Annotated in this window: 16 protein-coding genes; 13 read left to right on the forward strand and 3 right to left on the reverse strand. The window is 71.8% G+C overall.

Annotation, left to right across the window (positions count from 1 at the left end; translation table 11 throughout):
* Positions 1 to 10 precede the first annotated feature (10 nt).
* The 9 genes from gspG to JW792_RS15610 are packed head-to-tail and all read left to right on the forward strand — an operon-like array spanning position 11 to position 6,114.
* On the forward strand, positions 11 to 466 hold the full coding sequence (gspG, locus tag JW792_RS15570) for a type II secretion system major pseudopilin GspG (protein WP_135994887.1): 456 nt from the start codon (positions 11 to 13) through the stop codon (positions 464 to 466).
* Positions 467 to 484: 18 nt separating this feature from the next.
* Entirely contained in the window at positions 485 to 988 is a 504-nt protein-coding gene (locus JW792_RS15575) for a GspH/FimT family pseudopilin (protein ID WP_135994886.1), read from the forward strand.
* Positions 985 to 1,353 (forward strand): type II secretion system minor pseudopilin GspI, encoded by a 369-nt coding sequence (gspI, locus tag JW792_RS15580; protein ID WP_135994885.1) that lies wholly within the window; start codon positions 985 to 987, stop codon positions 1,351 to 1,353. Before JW792_RS15575 ends, gspI begins: the two co-directional genes overlap by 4 nt.
* Complete coding sequence (gene gspJ, locus JW792_RS15585) at positions 1,350 to 2,015, forward strand: type II secretion system minor pseudopilin GspJ (protein WP_158291541.1); 666 nt, start codon at positions 1,350 to 1,352, stop codon at positions 2,013 to 2,015. The genes gspI and gspJ overlap by 4 nt, the downstream gene beginning before the upstream one ends.
* Positions 2,016 to 2,023: 8 nt before the next feature.
* Positions 2,024 to 3,028, forward strand: a complete 1,005-nt coding sequence (gene gspK, locus JW792_RS15590; RefSeq protein WP_158291540.1) for a type II secretion system minor pseudopilin GspK — start codon at positions 2,024 to 2,026, stop codon at positions 3,026 to 3,028.
* Positions 3,025 to 4,305 (forward strand): type II secretion system protein GspL, encoded by a 1,281-nt coding sequence (gspL, locus tag JW792_RS15595; protein ID WP_135994882.1) that lies wholly within the window; start codon positions 3,025 to 3,027, stop codon positions 4,303 to 4,305. The genes gspK and gspL overlap by 4 nt, the downstream gene beginning before the upstream one ends.
* Positions 4,302 to 4,811, forward strand: a complete 510-nt coding sequence (gene gspM / locus JW792_RS15600) for a type II secretion system protein GspM (RefSeq protein WP_135994881.1) — start codon at positions 4,302 to 4,304, stop codon at positions 4,809 to 4,811. Before gspL ends, gspM begins: the two co-directional genes overlap by 4 nt.
* Positions 4,808 to 5,539: a type II secretion system protein N gene (gspN, locus tag JW792_RS15605; RefSeq protein ID WP_135994880.1), complete on the forward strand. Its 732-nt coding sequence runs from the start codon at positions 4,808 to 4,810 to the stop codon at positions 5,537 to 5,539. Before gspM ends, gspN begins: the two co-directional genes overlap by 4 nt.
* Positions 5,536 to 6,114, forward strand: coding sequence for a hypothetical protein (locus tag JW792_RS15610; protein ID WP_135994879.1), 579 nt, complete (start codon positions 5,536 to 5,538; stop codon positions 6,112 to 6,114). The genes gspN and JW792_RS15610 overlap by 4 nt, the downstream gene beginning before the upstream one ends.
* Here the strand turns inward: JW792_RS15610 and JW792_RS15615 are convergent.
* From JW792_RS15615 to JW792_RS15625, 3 genes are all read right to left on the reverse strand, one after another.
* Positions 6,111 to 6,608 carry a prepilin peptidase gene (locus JW792_RS15615; protein WP_135994878.1) on the reverse strand — a complete coding sequence of 166 codons (498 nt, stop codon included), beginning with the start codon at positions 6,606 to 6,608 and terminating at the stop codon, positions 6,111 to 6,113. The two genes, JW792_RS15610 and JW792_RS15615, sit on opposite strands and share 4 nt — an antisense overlap.
* 76 nt (positions 6,609 to 6,684) lie before the next feature.
* Positions 6,685 to 7,680, reverse strand: a complete 996-nt coding sequence (locus JW792_RS15620; RefSeq protein ID WP_135994877.1) for a calcium/sodium antiporter — start codon at positions 7,678 to 7,680, stop codon at positions 6,685 to 6,687.
* 76 nt (positions 7,681 to 7,756) lie between these two features.
* The gene (locus JW792_RS15625; protein ID WP_135994876.1) at positions 7,757 to 8,857 is read right to left on the reverse strand and encodes a questin oxidase family protein; all 1,101 of its coding nucleotides are present in this window, start codon (positions 8,855 to 8,857) and stop codon (positions 7,757 to 7,759) included.
* 130 nt (positions 8,858 to 8,987) lie between these two features.
* Between JW792_RS15625 and soxR the strand changes: the two genes are divergently transcribed.
* From soxR to JW792_RS15645, 4 genes are all read left to right on the forward strand, one after another.
* Positions 8,988 to 9,446: a redox-sensitive transcriptional activator SoxR gene (soxR, locus tag JW792_RS15630; RefSeq protein ID WP_135994875.1), complete on the forward strand. Its 459-nt coding sequence runs from the start codon at positions 8,988 to 8,990 to the stop codon at positions 9,444 to 9,446.
* Between the two features lie 90 nt (positions 9,447 to 9,536).
* Positions 9,537 to 10,379, forward strand: coding sequence for an ImuA family protein (locus JW792_RS15635; protein WP_135994874.1), 843 nt, complete (start codon positions 9,537 to 9,539; stop codon positions 10,377 to 10,379).
* Positions 10,300 to 11,838, forward strand: coding sequence for a DUF6504 family protein (locus JW792_RS15640; protein WP_135994873.1), 1,539 nt, complete (start codon positions 10,300 to 10,302; stop codon positions 11,836 to 11,838). The genes JW792_RS15635 and JW792_RS15640 overlap by 80 nt, the downstream gene beginning before the upstream one ends.
* A gap of 3 nt (positions 11,839 to 11,841) precedes the next feature.
* Positions 11,842 to 15,111 carry an error-prone DNA polymerase gene (locus JW792_RS15645; protein ID WP_135994872.1) on the forward strand — a complete coding sequence of 1,090 codons (3,270 nt, stop codon included), beginning with the start codon at positions 11,842 to 11,844 and terminating at the stop codon, positions 15,109 to 15,111.
* Positions 15,112 to 15,159 lie beyond the last annotated feature (48 nt).

Here is a 15,159-nt window from a genome sequence, read left to right on the forward strand (position 1 = left end):
GAGCGATCCCATGCCGGGTCTTCGCAAGCATCTCTCCCGCAAGCGCGCGCGCGAGGCGGGCTTCACCCTGACCGAGATGATGGTCGTCATCGTCATCATCGGACTGCTGTCCACCGTGGTGGTGATCAACGTCCTGCCGCTGCTCGGCGGGGCGCGCGAGGACAAGGTGCGCGCCGACCTCGCCACTCTGGAAAGCTCGCTGACGACCTTCTACGCGACCTACGGGCGCTATCCCACGACAGACGAGGGCCTGGAGGCGCTGGTCAATCCGCCGCGCGAGGACCGGGTGGCCGCGCGCTATGCCGAGGAAGGCTTTATCCAGCGCCTGCCCGACGATCCCTGGGGCAATCCCTATCAGTATCTGTCGCCCGGCGAGCACGGCCGCTTCGACGTCTATTCGCTCGGCGCCGACGGGCGCCCGGGCGGGCAGGGCGATGCGGCCGATATCGGCAACTGGGACCTCTAGGAGGGGCGAGGAACCCTGATGGCGCGGCCCGGGCCGATACACCGCGAGGCGGGCTTCTCGCTCGTGGAGACGTTGGTGGTCGTGGCGGTCGTCGCGATGATGACCGCGGTCGCCGTGCTCTCCGTGACCGGACGCCAGAGCGCGATCGAGCGCGAGGCCGAGCGCCTGCTCGCCCGCTTCGGCGAAGCGCGCGAGACCGCGCTGGTGACCGGTGGAATCGTCGGCTTCACGCCTGAGGCGGACGGGTCGGGCTATCTCTTCCTGACCTATCGCGACGGGAGCTGGCGCGACATGCCCGATCACCCCGCGCTCGCGCCGCGCCGCCTGCCCGACGGCATCCGGCTGTATTCCGAGGCGGGCCGCACGCGGCGCAGCCCGGACGCGGCGCTGGCGCCCGCAGCCTGGTTCGATCCGACCGGCATCGAGGGGCCGTTCGCCTTCCTGCTGCAGGACAGCGATCGCGACCTGCGCCTGGTGCGCGACGGGCAGGGCGTGCTGCGCATCGAGGAGGAGGTGAGGTGAGCGCGCGCCGCGATCCCGGGTTTTCCCTTGTCGAGATGCTTGCCGCTCTCGCGGTGCTCTCGCTCGCGGGCCTCGCCCTGATGAATGCGGTGACGTCCGCCGGGCGCAGCGCGATCCATGCCCGCGAGCGCGCCCTGGCCGCGATCGCGGCGGAAAACGTCCTGACGCTCGCCCTCATCGAGGCCCATCCGCTGCGCGGCATCGAGGACGATCGCGGCAGCTACGAGCTCGCAGGCACCGCCTACGAATGGACGATCGAGGTGGAGGACACGCCCGATGCCGCGCTGCGCCGCGTGACCCTGACGCTCAGCGACGCGCGCGGGCCCGTCAGCGAGCTCGTCACCTTCCGGCGGAGGGCGTCATGACGCGCGCGCTACGACCGGATGCCGGCTTCACCCTGACCGAGGTCCTCGTCGCGGTGATGATCTTCGCGATGATCAGCGCCATCGCGCTCGCCATGCTCACGACGGCGCTGCAGGCCCGCGACGTTCATACCGCCCAGATGGCGACCATCGGCGAGGTGCAGCGCGCGCGGGCGCTGCTGCGCGAGGATGTCGGCCAGCTGGTGCTGCGCCCCTTCCGCGGTCCGGACGGGCTCACCGATGGCCGGCTGTTCGCGGGCGACGCGGAGGGCACCGACCCGTTCCGCCCGGCCGCCCCCGACGAGGAACGCGAGATCCTCGTCCTGACCCGCGCGGGCTGGGCCAATCCCGGCGGGATCCAGCCGCGTTCCACCCTGCAGCGGGTCGCCTGGCTCTATGACGGCACGACGCTCAAGCGCCGCGCCTGGGCCTATCCCGACGTCACACGCGAGAGCGAGCCGGCAACGATCACCGTGCTGGAGGAGGCCGGGGAGCTGCGGCTCGAATTCCTCGTCCGCGACCGCTGGATGGATGGGCTGACGATCCCGGCCGGCGGCGAGGGCAGGGCAATCGGACCGCGGGCTGTGCGCGTCTCCTACACCGTGCCGGGTCTCGGCCGGATCGAGCACGTGCTGCCGGCACCGGACAGCGGACCCGCGTCATGAGAGGCCTGATGAAAAGGCTCGCCGGCCGCCGCGAGGAGGGCACGGCGCTGATGACGGCGATCCTGATGACGGCGCTCATGGCCGTCATCGCGGTCGAGCTCGTCGACCGCACCCGCTTCGCATTGTTCCGCACCGCCAATGCCGACCAGCGCGACGAGGCTTACTGGTATGCCCTCGGTGCGCGCGAGTTCGCGGAGGGCGTAATCCTGCGCTCCGGGCCGCCCGGACGCGAGGTGATGCGCCCCGGCGAAGCCTGGGCCGGGGATGCGCAGGTCTTCCCGATCGAGGGCGGCACGCTCGTCGGGGAGATCCGCGACGGCAATAACTGCCTCAATCTCAACGCTCTCGCCGGCGATGGCGTGGAGGGGGAGGAGGAGAGGCCGGCCCTGAGCGCCGAAGACAACCGCGCCATGTTCTCGGTTCTGCTCGAGCGCCTCGGCGTGCCGCCCGACGTGATCGAGCCGGTGAAGGCCCAGATCGTCGACTGGATCGATGCCAACACCTATCGCGAACCGCGCGGGGCGGAGGACGAGGTCTATCGCGCCTTCGATCCGCCGCTGCGCGCCGCGAACCAGCGACTGTACGAGGTGGAGGAGCTGCTCGTCCTGCCGGCGATGACGCCGCAGCTGTTCGCGCTGATCCGGCCCTATGTCTGCGTGCGCGACACCTCCGTCCAGCCGCCGTTCAACCTCAATACCCTGCAGCTCGACCAGGCCGTGCTGCTGTCGGCCCTGTTCCAGGGAAGGCTCAGTGTCGGAGATGCCGAAGCGGTCCTTTTGGAACGTCCCCCGACCGGTTATGAGAGCCTCGATGACTTCTTCGCCCGTCCCGTGATCGCGGCGCTCGAGCCCGATCTCGCCCTTCGCGAGGCCGTTACCTTGCGCACGCGCTGGTTCGAAATCGACGTCACGGTCCGCCTCGGCGAGACCGAGTTCACCCTGTCCGAGCTCGCCGAACTCGGGCCCGGCGGAAGCATGGAGCGCCGCTATCAGCGCTTTGGAGCCGTGCGATGAGCGTGCTCGTTGTGTCCCTTCCGCCGGGTGGCGGAACCGAGAATGCGCGCGTGCCCTGGGCGCTCGTTGGCGCCGATGGCGGACTTGTCGCCGAAGGGCAGATCGCGCCCGGCGAGATGCCGGCGCTGCCCGAGGGCGGCAGGGCCGAGCGCGCCGTTGCGCTGATGCCGGCCCAGGACGTCTTCGTGCGCTATCTCGCCGTGCCCGGACGCAGCGAGCGCGAAGCGGCGCAGGCGGCCCCCTTCCTCGTCGAGGAGGAACTCGCCGCGCCGCTGGAGACGCAGGCGGTCGCCGTCGGCCCGCGCGACGCGGAGGGACGCGGCTGGCTCCTCGCGGTCTCGAAACCGGTCCAGGCCCGCTGGCGCAGCTATCTCGCAGGGCTCGGCGTGAAACCGGTCCATGCTGTGCCCGACGCGCTCCTGCTCGACGCCCATGGCGGCGATCTCGTCGTCGCGGCGGTGGACGGGACGATCCTCTTCCTGACCCGGGCCGGCGACCGGCTGCGCCCGGGCGGGGCGGGCGATGATATCGGCGAGCAGCCGGCAGCCGGGGTGCCTCTGTGCGGCGGGATCGATGCCGAACTCGCCGAGATCGTGTTGCCCGCGCTCGGCGCGCGCGTGAAGCCGCGCCGCCTCCTGGTCAGTCCCGATATCGATCCGGCCCTCATCGCCCCCGACGACAGTCCGATCGCGCTCAAGCGCCAGCCTGCTCCCGACCTGCGCCTGGAGGCGGCCTGCATGCCGGAAGCCGCGCTTGCCCGGCTGCCCGCACTCTTCGGCGAGGCGCTGGTCTCGGGCATCGACTGGGCGGCGCTCGCAAGACCCTGGCGGCGCGCCGCGGCGCTCGCGGGCATCGCCGTGCTGGGCGCGGCGGGCCTGCTCGTCGGGGAGGGGCTCTACTACGCCCAGCGCGCGGAGGCGTTCTACGAGGCCTCGCGCGAGCTTTACCGGGCCGAGTTGGACGAGCGCGCCATCGATCCTGCCGCCCAGATCGCCACGCGCCTGCGCGCGCTCGGGGGAGCGCCGGGGGAAAGCGAGTTCCTGGAGCTCGCCGCGGCGCTCGGCGCGGTCGCGGCCGCCAGCGAGAGCGTGCAGCTGGAATCGGTGCGCTACAGCGCCGAGCGCGGCGGGCTGTCGGTGACGGCCACCTATCCCGATTTCGCCGATTTCGAGGCGTTCCGCGCCGCCGCCGAGGCCGCGGGCCTCGTCATCGAGGATGGCGGGGCGCGCCAGGGGGAGACCGGCGTGACCGGCGACTTCCTTGTGAGGCTGTCATGAATCTCGAGACGCTCCTTGCGCCGCTGCGCCAGCTGTGGGCGCGCCAGACCGCCCGCGAACAGGCCCTCCTCGCGCTGTGCGGCGGACTGATCGTGCTGGTCCTGGTCTGGTTCCTCGTGCTGTCTCCGGCCCTGTCCTACCGCAATGCGATGCGCGCGAGCTTCGAGGCCCAACTCGAGGATCACCTCGCGCTCGTCGGCGGCATCGAGCGCTACCGGGCCCTGGCGGCGGCGAGCGAGGCCGAGGCGGGAAGCGCTGCGCCGCTGCGCACCCTCGTGGGGGCGAGCGCGCGCGAGGCCGGTGTCGCGATCACCCGCGTCCAGCCCCTCGAGGACGGCCAGCTCAGCGTCTGGGTCGACCGGGTTCAGGAGGCCGAGCTGATGGCATTCCTGATCGGGCTCTCCGAGGCCGAGGGCGTGCGCGTCACCCGCATGAGCCTCGACCGCGAGGGTGACGGGCTGGTACGCGCCCAGATGGTGCTCGCCCGGCCGGGAGGCGCCGCATGAGGCCGCTCCTCCTCGCGATCGCGGGCGGGACGGTCTTTCTGGCCACGGCCCTTGCCGGCCTGCCGGCCCGGGTGGTGCACGATCTCGCGCTGCGTCCGGCCGGCATCGAGGCCGATCTCGTCACCGGCCCGGTGTGGAATGCGCGCCTTTACCGGCTCACGCTCGCCGGCCAGCCGTTCTCCCAGGCAAGTGCGCGCCTGGCCTTCTGGCCGCTCCTGACCGGGACGGCGCGGGTGGAGATCGAGGCGCGCGACGAGAGCGCGACCGCCCGCGGCACTCTGGTCGCGCGGCCCGGCCGGATCGCCCTGCGCGATGCGAGCCTTGCCGTCGAGGCGCGCCGCCTGCCGGGCGTCGCCGGCCTTCCGCTGACCCAGACCGAACGCATCTACGCCGAGATCGACCGCATCGTCTTCGAGGGCGGGCAATGCGTCGAGGCGACCGGCATCGTCTCCACGGCGCTGCTCGCCCGGCTCGGCCCGCGCTACGATCTCGAGCTGCCGCAGCTCGAGGGCGCGCTCGGCTGCGCCGGGGACGGCGTCGGTCTCGGCTATCAGGGGCGCAGCCCGGTCCTTGAGGTGACGGGCTCGCTGCGCTTGGGACCGGACGGCTATCGCTGGACGAGCGAGGCGCAGACCGGCGAGCCGGGTGTGATCGCGGTCCTGCTTGCGCTAGGGTTCGACGAGACCGGCGCGGCCTGGCGCGCCGAGGGCGAGGGGCGCTACCGATGAAACGGCTTGCGATGGTGATCGGCGCGGCGATGTGGCTCGGCGCCTGCGCCGGCGGCCTGCCCGGAAAGCCGCCGGGCATGACGGCGGACGAGGCCGAAGCCGCCCGTTCCGGGCAGGCGCCGCCGGTGTCCGGCGTCACGGGCGAGGGGCTTGAAGCCCTGCCGCCGCAGACCCTGACGTCCGGCGAGTGCGGCCTGTTCTTCTGGACCAGCGCCGCGCCCCACCGCTTCGTCCTGTTCGAGAACGAGAGCCGGCAGAGCGCAAAAATCCTCCATGAGGGCCGGATGCACACGATCGGGGTGGTCCCGCAGCGTGCCGATTTCGTCACGGGCGACGCGTTCAGCCGCGTCTATCTCGACCGGCAGAGCAATCTGGTCTTCACCCTCACCGGAGAGGTCGGCGAGGAGGGCCGGGCGGGCGTGCTCATCGAGCGCGCCCTCCTGAAGGTGCGCGAACTCGACGGGACGGAGATCGTCGTGCCCGTGCTCGGACTGCGCTCGTGCCGTACCGGCATGCCCGTCACGCCGGGCAGCGCGGATGCGCGCGGATCGCGCGCCGTCCGCCCGGGCGGCTAGAGGAAGAGCGGGAAGCCCGGCACGAGGCGCTGGATCGCCCAGACGAGGCCGATCGCGAGCGCGAGGAAGGGCCCGAAGGCCAGCATCGTCATGCCGTCTATGCTGCGCCCGGTGAGGCGCAGCACGACCACGCAGCATAATGCGGTGAAACTCGCGATCAGCACGATCACGGGCAGTGCCGCGACCGAGCACCAGGCGCCGCCCGCGGCGAGCAGCTTGGCATCTCCGCGGCCCAGCCCGTCCCGGCCCCGCAGACGCCGGTAGCTCATCTCGATCGCGACGAAGGCGAAATAGCCGGCCGCCGCGCCGGCGAGGTGCAGCAGGACCGGCCGGCCGAGCAGGAATGCTGCGCCGATGCCTGCAGCAATCAGCGGCAGGGTGATGGCGTCGGGCAGGCGGTAGGTGCGCCAGTCTATGATCGCGAGCGCGGCGAGCGCGGCGAAGAGGACGAGGCTCGCCGCCAGGACGATCGGATCGGAGATTTCGCCAGGCATGGTCCTATCCGGGTCTGGGCCGGTTCCGGTCTAGACCCTCGCGGCGCGGGGGTTCAAGCCCGGCGTTCGCGGGAGCTCAGGGCCAGATCGCCCAGACATAGGCGAGATAGCCTGCGAACAGGATCGCGCCCTCGATGCGCGAGAGGCGCCGCCCGGTCCACAGCATCGCCAGCAGGACGACGGACACGGCGAGCATGACGAAGTTGTCGAACCCGGCGATCGTCTCGGGAACGGGGGTGGGTGAGAGGATCGCGGTCACGCCGCCGATGCCGAGAATGTTGTAGATGTTCGAGCCGAGGATATTGCCGATCGCCACGTCGGCCTGGCGACGCATGGCGGCCAGTGCGGAGGTGGCCAGTTCCGGCATCGAGGTGCCGGCCGCCACGATGGTCAGTCCGATCACGGTCTCGCTGATGTCGAGCGCCTGGGCGAGATCGATCGCACCGCCGACGAAGAAGCGCGAACCGGTGACGAGCAGGGCGAGCCCTGCGACGGCGAAGGCGAGCGCCTTGACCCAGCGCAGGGGAGATGGGGCCACCCCCGCCCGCGGACGCAGGCCAGGATCGAGCCCCTCTGCCGCCTCGGCCTTGTCGTAGGCCGCCGTATGGCCGGCCGCGGGCGCCGGCGTGCGCTCCTGGCGCCAGGCATAGACGAGATCGGCGGCGAGCCCGGCGAGGAAGACCGCCCCGGTCACCCGGTCGAGCGTCCACACGAGCCCGATCCCGGTCAGCAGCAGTGCGGTGGCGATCACGATCCCGGCGTCGCGCTTCAGGGCGGAGGCGGACACCGCGAGCGGCTGGATCAGCGCCGAGAGGCCGAGGATAACGAGGATGTTGAAGATGTTCGAGCCGACGATGTTGCCGACCGCGATGCCCGGCGAGCCGGCGATCGCGCCCTGCACGCTCGTCACCAGCTCCGGCGTCGAAGTCCCGAAGCCCACCACGGTCAGCCCGATCAGCAGCGGGGAGACGCCGAATCCCTCGGCCAGCCGTGTCGCGCCCCGGATCAGCGCTTCCGCGCCCAGCACGAGAAGGACGAGCCCGCCCAGGATGGCGGCAAGGGTGACGATCACGGGGGGAGGCTCCTGAAGGCAGCGAAGATATAGAGCATTCCACAAGCGCAGGTCCCGTCAATGATGTTCCGGCACGTCATGTTTGCGTCTCCAGCAGCCGGGTCGGATCCGCGGCCTCCCCCTCGCGCGGCTCCAGCAATGTCAGGGCGAGCGCGATCGTCTTCAGGAGCCGGCGCCGGCCCGTGCGGGCGTAGGCCGAGAGGCAGGCCTCGGCGAGCTTGATCGCGTGATCGTCGCCATGGACCGCCGCGGCTTCGGCGAGACGGTCCGGCGTGCGGCGGGCCGGGACCGGACGACCGGCGCCCGGGGCAGGCGGGTAGAACACCGCCTTCAGCGCGCAGCCGGTCTGCCAGGCGCCGGCGATCAGGGCGCGCTGGGCTCCCGGTCCGACGAGCGGCAGGAGATTGCGCGCCGCGGCGGCGCCGGTGACGGCATGGGCGAAGACGATCGCCGTGTAGCCGTTGCGTGCCGCGTCCAGGAACAGCTCCGCGAAGGTGCAGACGAGCGCGTCTGCCGTCGCCAACGGCTCCTCCGACAGGTCGGCCCCGGCGGTCTCGCGCGCGAAGCCGGGTGCGCGGGCGAGATTCGCGAGCCCGGCCGTGATCGACCCTGCCCTCACCCGCCAGTGCAGCGCGACGGGGGTCACGGCGGCCAGAGCCTCGTGCGGCGGTAGAGTTCCGAAGGCGGGAGCGGGCAGATCGGGCGCCAGCGGGGCATATCTCGCCGCCCAGACCGCGAGGCCTTGCGCGAGTTCACTGCGCCGCAGCGCCGTGTCCTGCCAGGCGAGCGCGCGGGCGGCATGAGCCGTGCGGATCACGCCGTGCACGGCCGCCGTGCCATAGCCCGCGGAGAGGCGCCGGGCCCAGCGGTCGAGCGTGGCGCGCCATCCGTTCATCTCGATCTCGCGCGCGAAGAAGGCGGCCCAGGCCTCGAACCGGGCGGGCTTGCCGAGCGCCTCGCGCCAGCCTGCCGCCCCGATGGGGGGCTGAGCGGGGGCGCGGGGCAGGAGGTCGTGCTCCTCCGCCCGCAGCCAGCTGAGCGCGGTGTCGCCACGTCCCATCGCGGCGAGCGCCTCCACCACCATCGGGGCGTGGTTGATGAAGCCGTTGGCCAGGTTCGGCCCGTAGGGACGCAGGACCGCGAGGGCGGCATCGTGGCGGGCATAGGGGTCGGTCATGGTCGTCTTCCTTCGACAAGCGGTGCGGCGTGACGCAGCTGCCCTGAGGGCCCGGTCCGTCACGTTGAACTTGTCGGAGCCTAATTCCTCAAGCTAACTTGAGGTCAAGCTTCAGAACGGAGAATTTTCGATGGCCAAGAGCACGCATGACTGGCTGGCGATCGGCGCGCTTGCCCGGCGCACCGGGCTCTCGGTCTCGGCGATCCGCTTCTACGAGGAGAAGGGGCTCGTCAGCTCGATCCGCAATGCCGGCGGCCAGCGCCGCTTCGCGCGTTCGGACATCCGCCGGCTCTCCTTCGTGCTGATCGCCCAGCAGCTCGGACTGACGATCGCGGAGATCCAGGCCGTGCTGGCCGGACTGCCGGAGGGGCGCACGCCGAGCCGGGCGGACTGGGCGCGGATTTCCGCGGCTATCCGGGCCCGCATCGAGGCCAAGCTCGCGGAGCTGTCGCGCGTGCGCGATCATCTCGACGGCTGCATCGGCTGCGGCTGTCTCTCGCTCGATCTCTGCGCGCTCTACAATCCGGACGACCGCGTGGCGCGCAAAGGGGCCGGTCCGCGAATCCTGATGGGCGACCGGGCCGACTGACTCTGGTGCTCCCCGCCTGGCTTGACTCTCTCACGTTCCGGAACAAAGATAGAACATCAAGCGAGGAAGCTGGCGAGGAGGACTCATCGCATGGGCCGATCCGACGGCCGCCGCGCTGTTGCAGGCAAAGCCGATCTCGACGCGCTGCGCAAGGCGATCGGGGCGCTGGAAGCGACCGGATCGCGCTTTGCCCCGCCGGCCCGTCTGCGTGCGCCGGAGCGCGAAGAGGCGGCGTGCCGGCAGCTCTGGCGTCAGAGGGGCGCCGGTGAAGCGGACGATCCGCTCGCGCGCTTCCGCGCCCGGCCCGGCCTGCACGAGGTCAAGCCCGCAGCCTATCTGGACGGCCCGCTCGCCTTCGTCTTCGCCGCGCTCTGGCTTGCCGGGCTCGGCGGGGACCGGCCCATCCTCTGGGTCAGGGGGGCGGGCGATCCGCGGCTCGATTTCGGCGGGCCCTGCCCGGACGGGCTCGCGGCCCGCGGGATCGATCCGGCCCGGCTCGTCGCGGTCGCGCCGGGAAAGCCCGCCGACGCGCTCTGGGCGATGGAGGAAGGGGTGAAGGCGGGCGCGCACGTGCTCGGGGAGGCGGGCGCGAACCCGGCGTGCGACCTGACCGCCACGAAGCGCCTGCACCAGGCGGCCCTGTCGCGCGGGGGCACGCTCGTGCTCCTGCGCGCCCACGACGTGTGCGGGACGAGCGCGGCCCTGACGCGCTGGTCCGTCGCTCCGGTTCCGAGCGCGCCGGCGGGCTGGAAGGGTGCGGGCGGCCTGCCCGCACCGGGAGATTTGCGCCTGCGCGCCGTGCTCGAACGCCAGCGCGGCGGGGCGCCCGAAGAGTTCGAACTGGATTTCATCCATGACCCGTTTCGCCGCGCTCAGCCTGTCTCGCTGGCCGACCGACCGGCGCCTCTCCAGCGGCGCCGCGAGGCCGGATAGCGAGGATGCGCCGCTTGTCCTCACCCTCGCCGGAGCGGGCGGGGAGCGGCTGCATGCGCTGACGCAAAATGCCGAGGCCGCCGGTCTCGCACCCGGCATGGGCGTCGCCGATGCGCGCGCGCTCGCCCCCAGGCTCGTCGCGCAGCCGGCCGATCCCGGTGCCGACCGCGCCGCGCTTGAGCGCCTGGCGCGCTGGTGCGGACGCTTCTCCCCCTGGACGGCGGCCGATCCGGGCGGGCCGGGCCTTGACGGGGTCCTCCTGGACATCACCGGATGCGCGCGCGTGTTCGGCGGCGAGGACCGGCTGATGGACCGGCTGGTGCGCGAGGTGCGCGCGCTGGGCCTCGAGGCATCGGCGGCCGCCGCGCCGACGATCGGGCTCGCCTGGGGTCTTTCCCGCTTCGCCGCGCCGGCGGCTTCGCGCGGCTGGGTGACGGCTGCGGGCGTGCGCGGCGTGCTTGATCCGCTTCCGGTGGAGGCCCTGCGGATCGGGGAGACGGCCGGCAAGCTCGGACGTTTCGGGCTGAGGCGCTGCGGCGATCTGTTCGCCATCCCCCGCGCCGATCTCGCGAAACGCTTCGGGACCGGTCTCGTGCGCCGGCTCGACCAGGCCATGGGAGTGGAGCGCGAGGTCCTCGATCCGCTGCAGCCCAGGGCCGGTCTCAGGGCCCGGATCCGCTTTGCCGAGGCTCACCAGACTCTCGACGGGGTGAAGTCCGGCTGCGCCCGGGCGGTCGAGCGATTGTGCAGGGAGCTCGAGCGCGAGAGCCTCGGTCTCACCCGTCTGCGTCTCACGCTCTACCGCGTGGACGGGCAGGCGCGCGACCTGGTCGTGGGGACCGCGAGGCCGAGCCGCGACCCGGCCCATCTCTCCCGCCTCGTCAGCGAACGCCTCGACCGGGCCGAGATCGATATCGGCTTCGGCATCGATCTCGTCGAGGCGGCCGCGAGCCTTGCAGGCCCGCTTTGCGGCGAGCAGGCCGATCTCTCGGGGCAAGGGGAGGGAGAGGCGGGCCTGATGGCGCTCGCCGACCGGCTCACCGCGCGGCTCGGCGAGGGGGCCGTGACCCGGCCCGACCCCGGCGACAGCCACATTCCCGAGCGCGCCGCCCGCTTCGTGTCCCTCTCGGGCAAGGCTCCGGCCTGGCCGAAGCGGCGCGAGCTGCGCCCGCTCCTGATCCTCGACCGGCCCGAACCCGCCGAGGCGGTCGCGGAAATCCCCGACGGCCCGCCGCGCCAGTTCACCTGGCGGCGCATCCGGCACCGCGTCGCGCGCGCGGAAGGGCCCGAGCGCATCGCACCGGAATGGTGGCGCATGAAGCCGGGCGAGGGGCCGGGGCGCACGCGCGACTATTTCCATGTCGAGACGATGGAGGGCCGCCGCTTCTGGCTCTATCGCGAGGGGCTCTACGCACGCGAGACTGACCGGCCCTCATGGTTCGTGCACGGGGCGGGGTGAGCCATGGCCTATGTCGAACTCGCCGCGGCGACGAACTTCTCCTTCCTGCGCGGCGCGAGCCATCCCCACGAGATGGTCGAGACCGCCAGGGCACTGGGCCTGTCGGCGATCGCCATCACCGACCGCAACACGCTCGCCGGCGTGGTGCGCGCCCATCTCGCCGCGAAGGAGGCGGGCATCAAGCTCCTCGTGGGCGCACGCCTCGTGACGGTGGAGGGTGTCGAACTCGTCTGCCTGCCGAAGAACAAGGCGGCCTATGGCAAGCTCTCCCGGCTCCTGACCGACGCCAATTTCCGCGCGCCGGACGAGGCGCGGGAGGGGCGGGTGAGCCTCATGGACGTGGCCGGAGCTGGACCGGACCAGGTTCTGATCCTCCTGCCGCCGCAGGCCGAGGACGCGCACTGGGTGCGCGAGGCGGAGGCCTTCATCGCCCGGTGCGAAAGCGCGGTGCATTTCGGCCTCGTGCGCTCGTTCGACGGCGAGGACGGAGCCCGACTTGCCCGGCATGCCGCGCTCGCCGCCCGGCTCGGGATCGAGACCGTGGCCGTGGGCGATGCGCGCTTCCACCACCCCGACCGCCGGGAAATGGCCGACATCCTCACCTGCATCCGCGAGCACGTGAGGATAGACGCGGCCGGGCGCCGGCTCGCGGCGAACGCGGAACGCCACCTGAAATCGCCCGCCGAGATGGCCCGGCTCTTCGCCGGCCACGAGGAGGCCGTCGCGCGCTCGGCGGGGCTCGCCGGCGAGATCGATTTCTCCCTCGACGAGCTGGTCTACGAATATCCCGAAGAGGTGATCGGGGCGGGCGAGACGCCGATGCAGACCTTGCGCCGCCTGACCGAGGAGGGGCTGAAGCGCCGCTACCCGGATGGCGAGCCGGGCAAGGTCAGGACGGCGGTGGAGTACGAGCTGGGCCTGATCGAGGAGCTGAACTACCCCTCCTATTTCCTCACCGTCTACGATCTCGTGCGCTTTGCCCGGTCCAGGGGCATTCTCTGTCAGGGCCGCGGCTCGGCGGCCAATTCCACGGTCTGCTTCGCGCTGGGCGTGACCGAGGTGGACCCCGCCAGGATCGATCTCCTCTTCGAGCGCTTCGTTTCCGCGGAACGCAACGAACCGCCCGATATCGATGTCGATTTCGAGCACGAGCGGCGCGAGGAGGTCATCCAGTACGTCTACGAGAAGTACGGGCGCCGGCGCGCCGGGATGACGGCGGTGGTCAGCTGCTATCGCCCCCGCGGCGCGATCCGCGAGGTCGGCAAGGTGTTCGGGCTTTCCGGCGACGTCATCGCGGCGCTGTCGAAATCGGTCTGGGGCTGGAAGGAGGCACTCTCCGCCGAGGTCATCCGCACCGAGCTCGGCCTCGATCCGGAGAGCCCCGCGCTCGCCCGCACGCTGCACTATGCGCGCGAGCTCCTGAGTTTCCCGCGCCATCTCTCCCAGCATCCCGGCGGCTTCGTGATGACGCTGGGCCGGCTCGACGAGATCGTGCCCGTGCGCAAGGCCGCCATGCCCGAACGCACCGCGATCGAGTGGGACAAGGAGGATATCGAGGCGCTGGGCCTGATGAAGGTCGACGTGCTCGGCCTCGGCATGCTGTCCTGCGTCTCGCGCGCGCTCTCGCTTCTCGAGGAGGGGTATGGCCGCTCCCTCGCGGTCGCCGACGTGCCGGCCGAGGACCCCCGCGTCTACGACATGATCTGCAAGGCCGACACGATCGGGGTCTTCCAGATCGAGAGCCGGGCGCAGATGACCATGCTGCCGCGCCTCAAGCCGCGCTGCTTCTACGACCTCGTCATCGAGGTCGCCATCGTGCGTCCCGGCCCCATCCAGGGCGACATGGTCCATCCCTATCTGAGGCGCCGCGACGGCAGGGAGCGGGTCGAGTTTCCCTCGGAGGAACTGCGCCAGGTGCTCGGCAAGACGCTCGGCGTGCCGCTCTTCCAGGAGCAGGCGATGAAGATCGCCATCGTCGCGGCCGGCTTTTCGCCTTCGGAGGCCGACAGGCTGCGCCGCTCCATGGCCGCCTTCCGCCGCTCGGGCACGATCGCGGAGATGGGCGAGCGCCTGGTGAAGGGCATGATCGCCAACGGCTATGAACGCGATTTCGCCGAGCGCTGCTTTGCCCAGCTCGAAGGCTTCGGCGAGTACGGCTTTCCCGAGAGCCATGCGGCGAGCTTCGCGCTCATCGTCTATGTCAGCTGCTGGCTCAAGCGCCACTATCCCGACGTCTTCCTCGCCGCCATCCTCAACGCCCAGCCGCTCGGCTTCTACGCCCCGGCCCAGCTGGTGCGCGATGCCAGGGAGCACGGGATCGTCGTGCGCCCGGCCGACGTGAACCGGTCGAACTGGGACTGCACGCTGGAAGACCTCGCTCCCGGCGAGCGGGCCGCGCTCACGCCCGAAGGCGGCGGGGCGAGGGCGGTCCGGCTCGGCCTCAGGCAGATCAAGGGCCTGTCCGAGGTCACGGCGGCGCGCCTCGTGGCCGCGCGCGAGGAGGGTGGAGCGTTCGCAAGCGTCGAGGACATGGTGCGCCGCGCGAGGCTCTCGCGCGGCGAGGCCGACCGGCTCGCCCAGGCCGATGCGCTGCGCTCCATGAGGCTCGACCGGCGCGAGGCGGGCTGGAAGGCGCTCGCCCTCCCGGGCCCCGACCTGCCGCTGTTCGAGGTGGCGGGCGAGGGGCGCTCTTCCGCCTCGCGCCTCGCCGACAGTCACGGTTTCTCGCTGCCCGTCATGAGCCGGTCCGAGCACGTGGCGCAGGACTATGCCACCACCAGCCTGTCGCTGAAGGCCCATCCGGTGAGCTTCCTGCGCTCCCATTTCGACGAACTCGGCTACCGCTCCTGCGCCGATCTGAAGACCGCCCGCAACGGCGCGCGCCTGGGCCTGTCGGGGCTCGTGCTGATCCGCCAGCGCCCGGGCACGGCGAGCGGGGTGATCTTCGTCACGCTGGAGGACGAGACGGGCGTGGCCAATCTCGTCGTCTGGCCGAAAGTCTTCCAGCGCTTCCGGCGCACCGTGATCGGGGCGAAGCTGATGGGCGTGGTCGGCCGGGTGCAGCGCGAGGGGGAGGTGATCCATCTCATCGCCGAGCAGCTGATCGACCAGACCCCGCTGCTGTCGCGCCTGACCGGGGGCGAATTCGCGCCCGCGCTCGCGCGCGCCGACGAGGTGAACCGGTCCAGCGCCGACCAGCGCATGAAGCCGAGGCGGCATGGCGCGCTCGCACCGGCGGGACCGGCGATGCCGAAGAGCCGCGATTTCCACTGATTCAGCCCCGCCCCCGACGAGGGGGGAGGGAAAGGCGCCGCCGCGCAG

Source organism: Marinicauda algicola, assembly GCF_017161425.1.
GTDB classification, from domain to species: domain Bacteria; phylum Pseudomonadota; class Alphaproteobacteria; order Caulobacterales; family Maricaulaceae; genus Marinicauda; species Marinicauda algicola.

What these genes read in the sequence shown, in the direction of transcription:
- JW792_RS15610 (WP_135994879.1), top strand. Translation starts at nt 5,536, where the DNA reads ATGAAACGGCTTGCGATGGTGATCGGCGCGGCGATGTGGCTCGGCGCC.
- JW792_RS15635 (WP_135994874.1), top strand. Translation starts at nt 9,537, where the DNA reads ATGGGCCGATCCGACGGCCGCCGCGCTGTTGCAGGCAAAGCCGATCTC.
- gspL (WP_135994882.1), top strand. Translation starts at nt 3,025, where the DNA reads ATGAGCGTGCTCGTTGTGTCCCTTCCGCCGGGTGGCGGAACCGAGAAT.
- gspG (WP_135994887.1), top strand. Translation starts at nt 11, where the DNA reads ATGCCGGGTCTTCGCAAGCATCTCTCCCGCAAGCGCGCGCGCGAGGCG.
- JW792_RS15625 (WP_135994876.1), bottom strand. Translation starts at nt 8,857, where the DNA reads ATGACCGACCCCTATGCCCGCCACGATGCCGCCCTCGCGGTCCTGCGT.
- gspN (WP_135994880.1), top strand. Translation starts at nt 4,808, where the DNA reads ATGAGGCCGCTCCTCCTCGCGATCGCGGGCGGGACGGTCTTTCTGGCC.
- JW792_RS15615 (WP_135994878.1), bottom strand. Translation starts at nt 6,608, where the DNA reads ATGCCTGGCGAAATCTCCGATCCGATCGTCCTGGCGGCGAGCCTCGTC.
- gspK (WP_158291540.1), top strand. Translation starts at nt 2,024, where the DNA reads ATGAAAAGGCTCGCCGGCCGCCGCGAGGAGGGCACGGCGCTGATGACG.
- JW792_RS15575 (WP_135994886.1), top strand. Translation starts at nt 485, where the DNA reads ATGGCGCGGCCCGGGCCGATACACCGCGAGGCGGGCTTCTCGCTCGTG.
- JW792_RS15645 (WP_135994872.1), top strand. Translation starts at nt 11,842, where the DNA reads ATGGCCTATGTCGAACTCGCCGCGGCGACGAACTTCTCCTTCCTGCGC.
- soxR (WP_135994875.1), top strand. Translation starts at nt 8,988, where the DNA reads ATGGCCAAGAGCACGCATGACTGGCTGGCGATCGGCGCGCTTGCCCGG.
- gspM (WP_135994881.1), top strand. Translation starts at nt 4,302, where the DNA reads ATGAATCTCGAGACGCTCCTTGCGCCGCTGCGCCAGCTGTGGGCGCGC.
- JW792_RS15640 (WP_135994873.1), top strand. Translation starts at nt 10,300, where the DNA reads ATGACCCGTTTCGCCGCGCTCAGCCTGTCTCGCTGGCCGACCGACCGG.
- gspJ (WP_158291541.1), top strand. Translation starts at nt 1,350, where the DNA reads ATGACGCGCGCGCTACGACCGGATGCCGGCTTCACCCTGACCGAGGTC.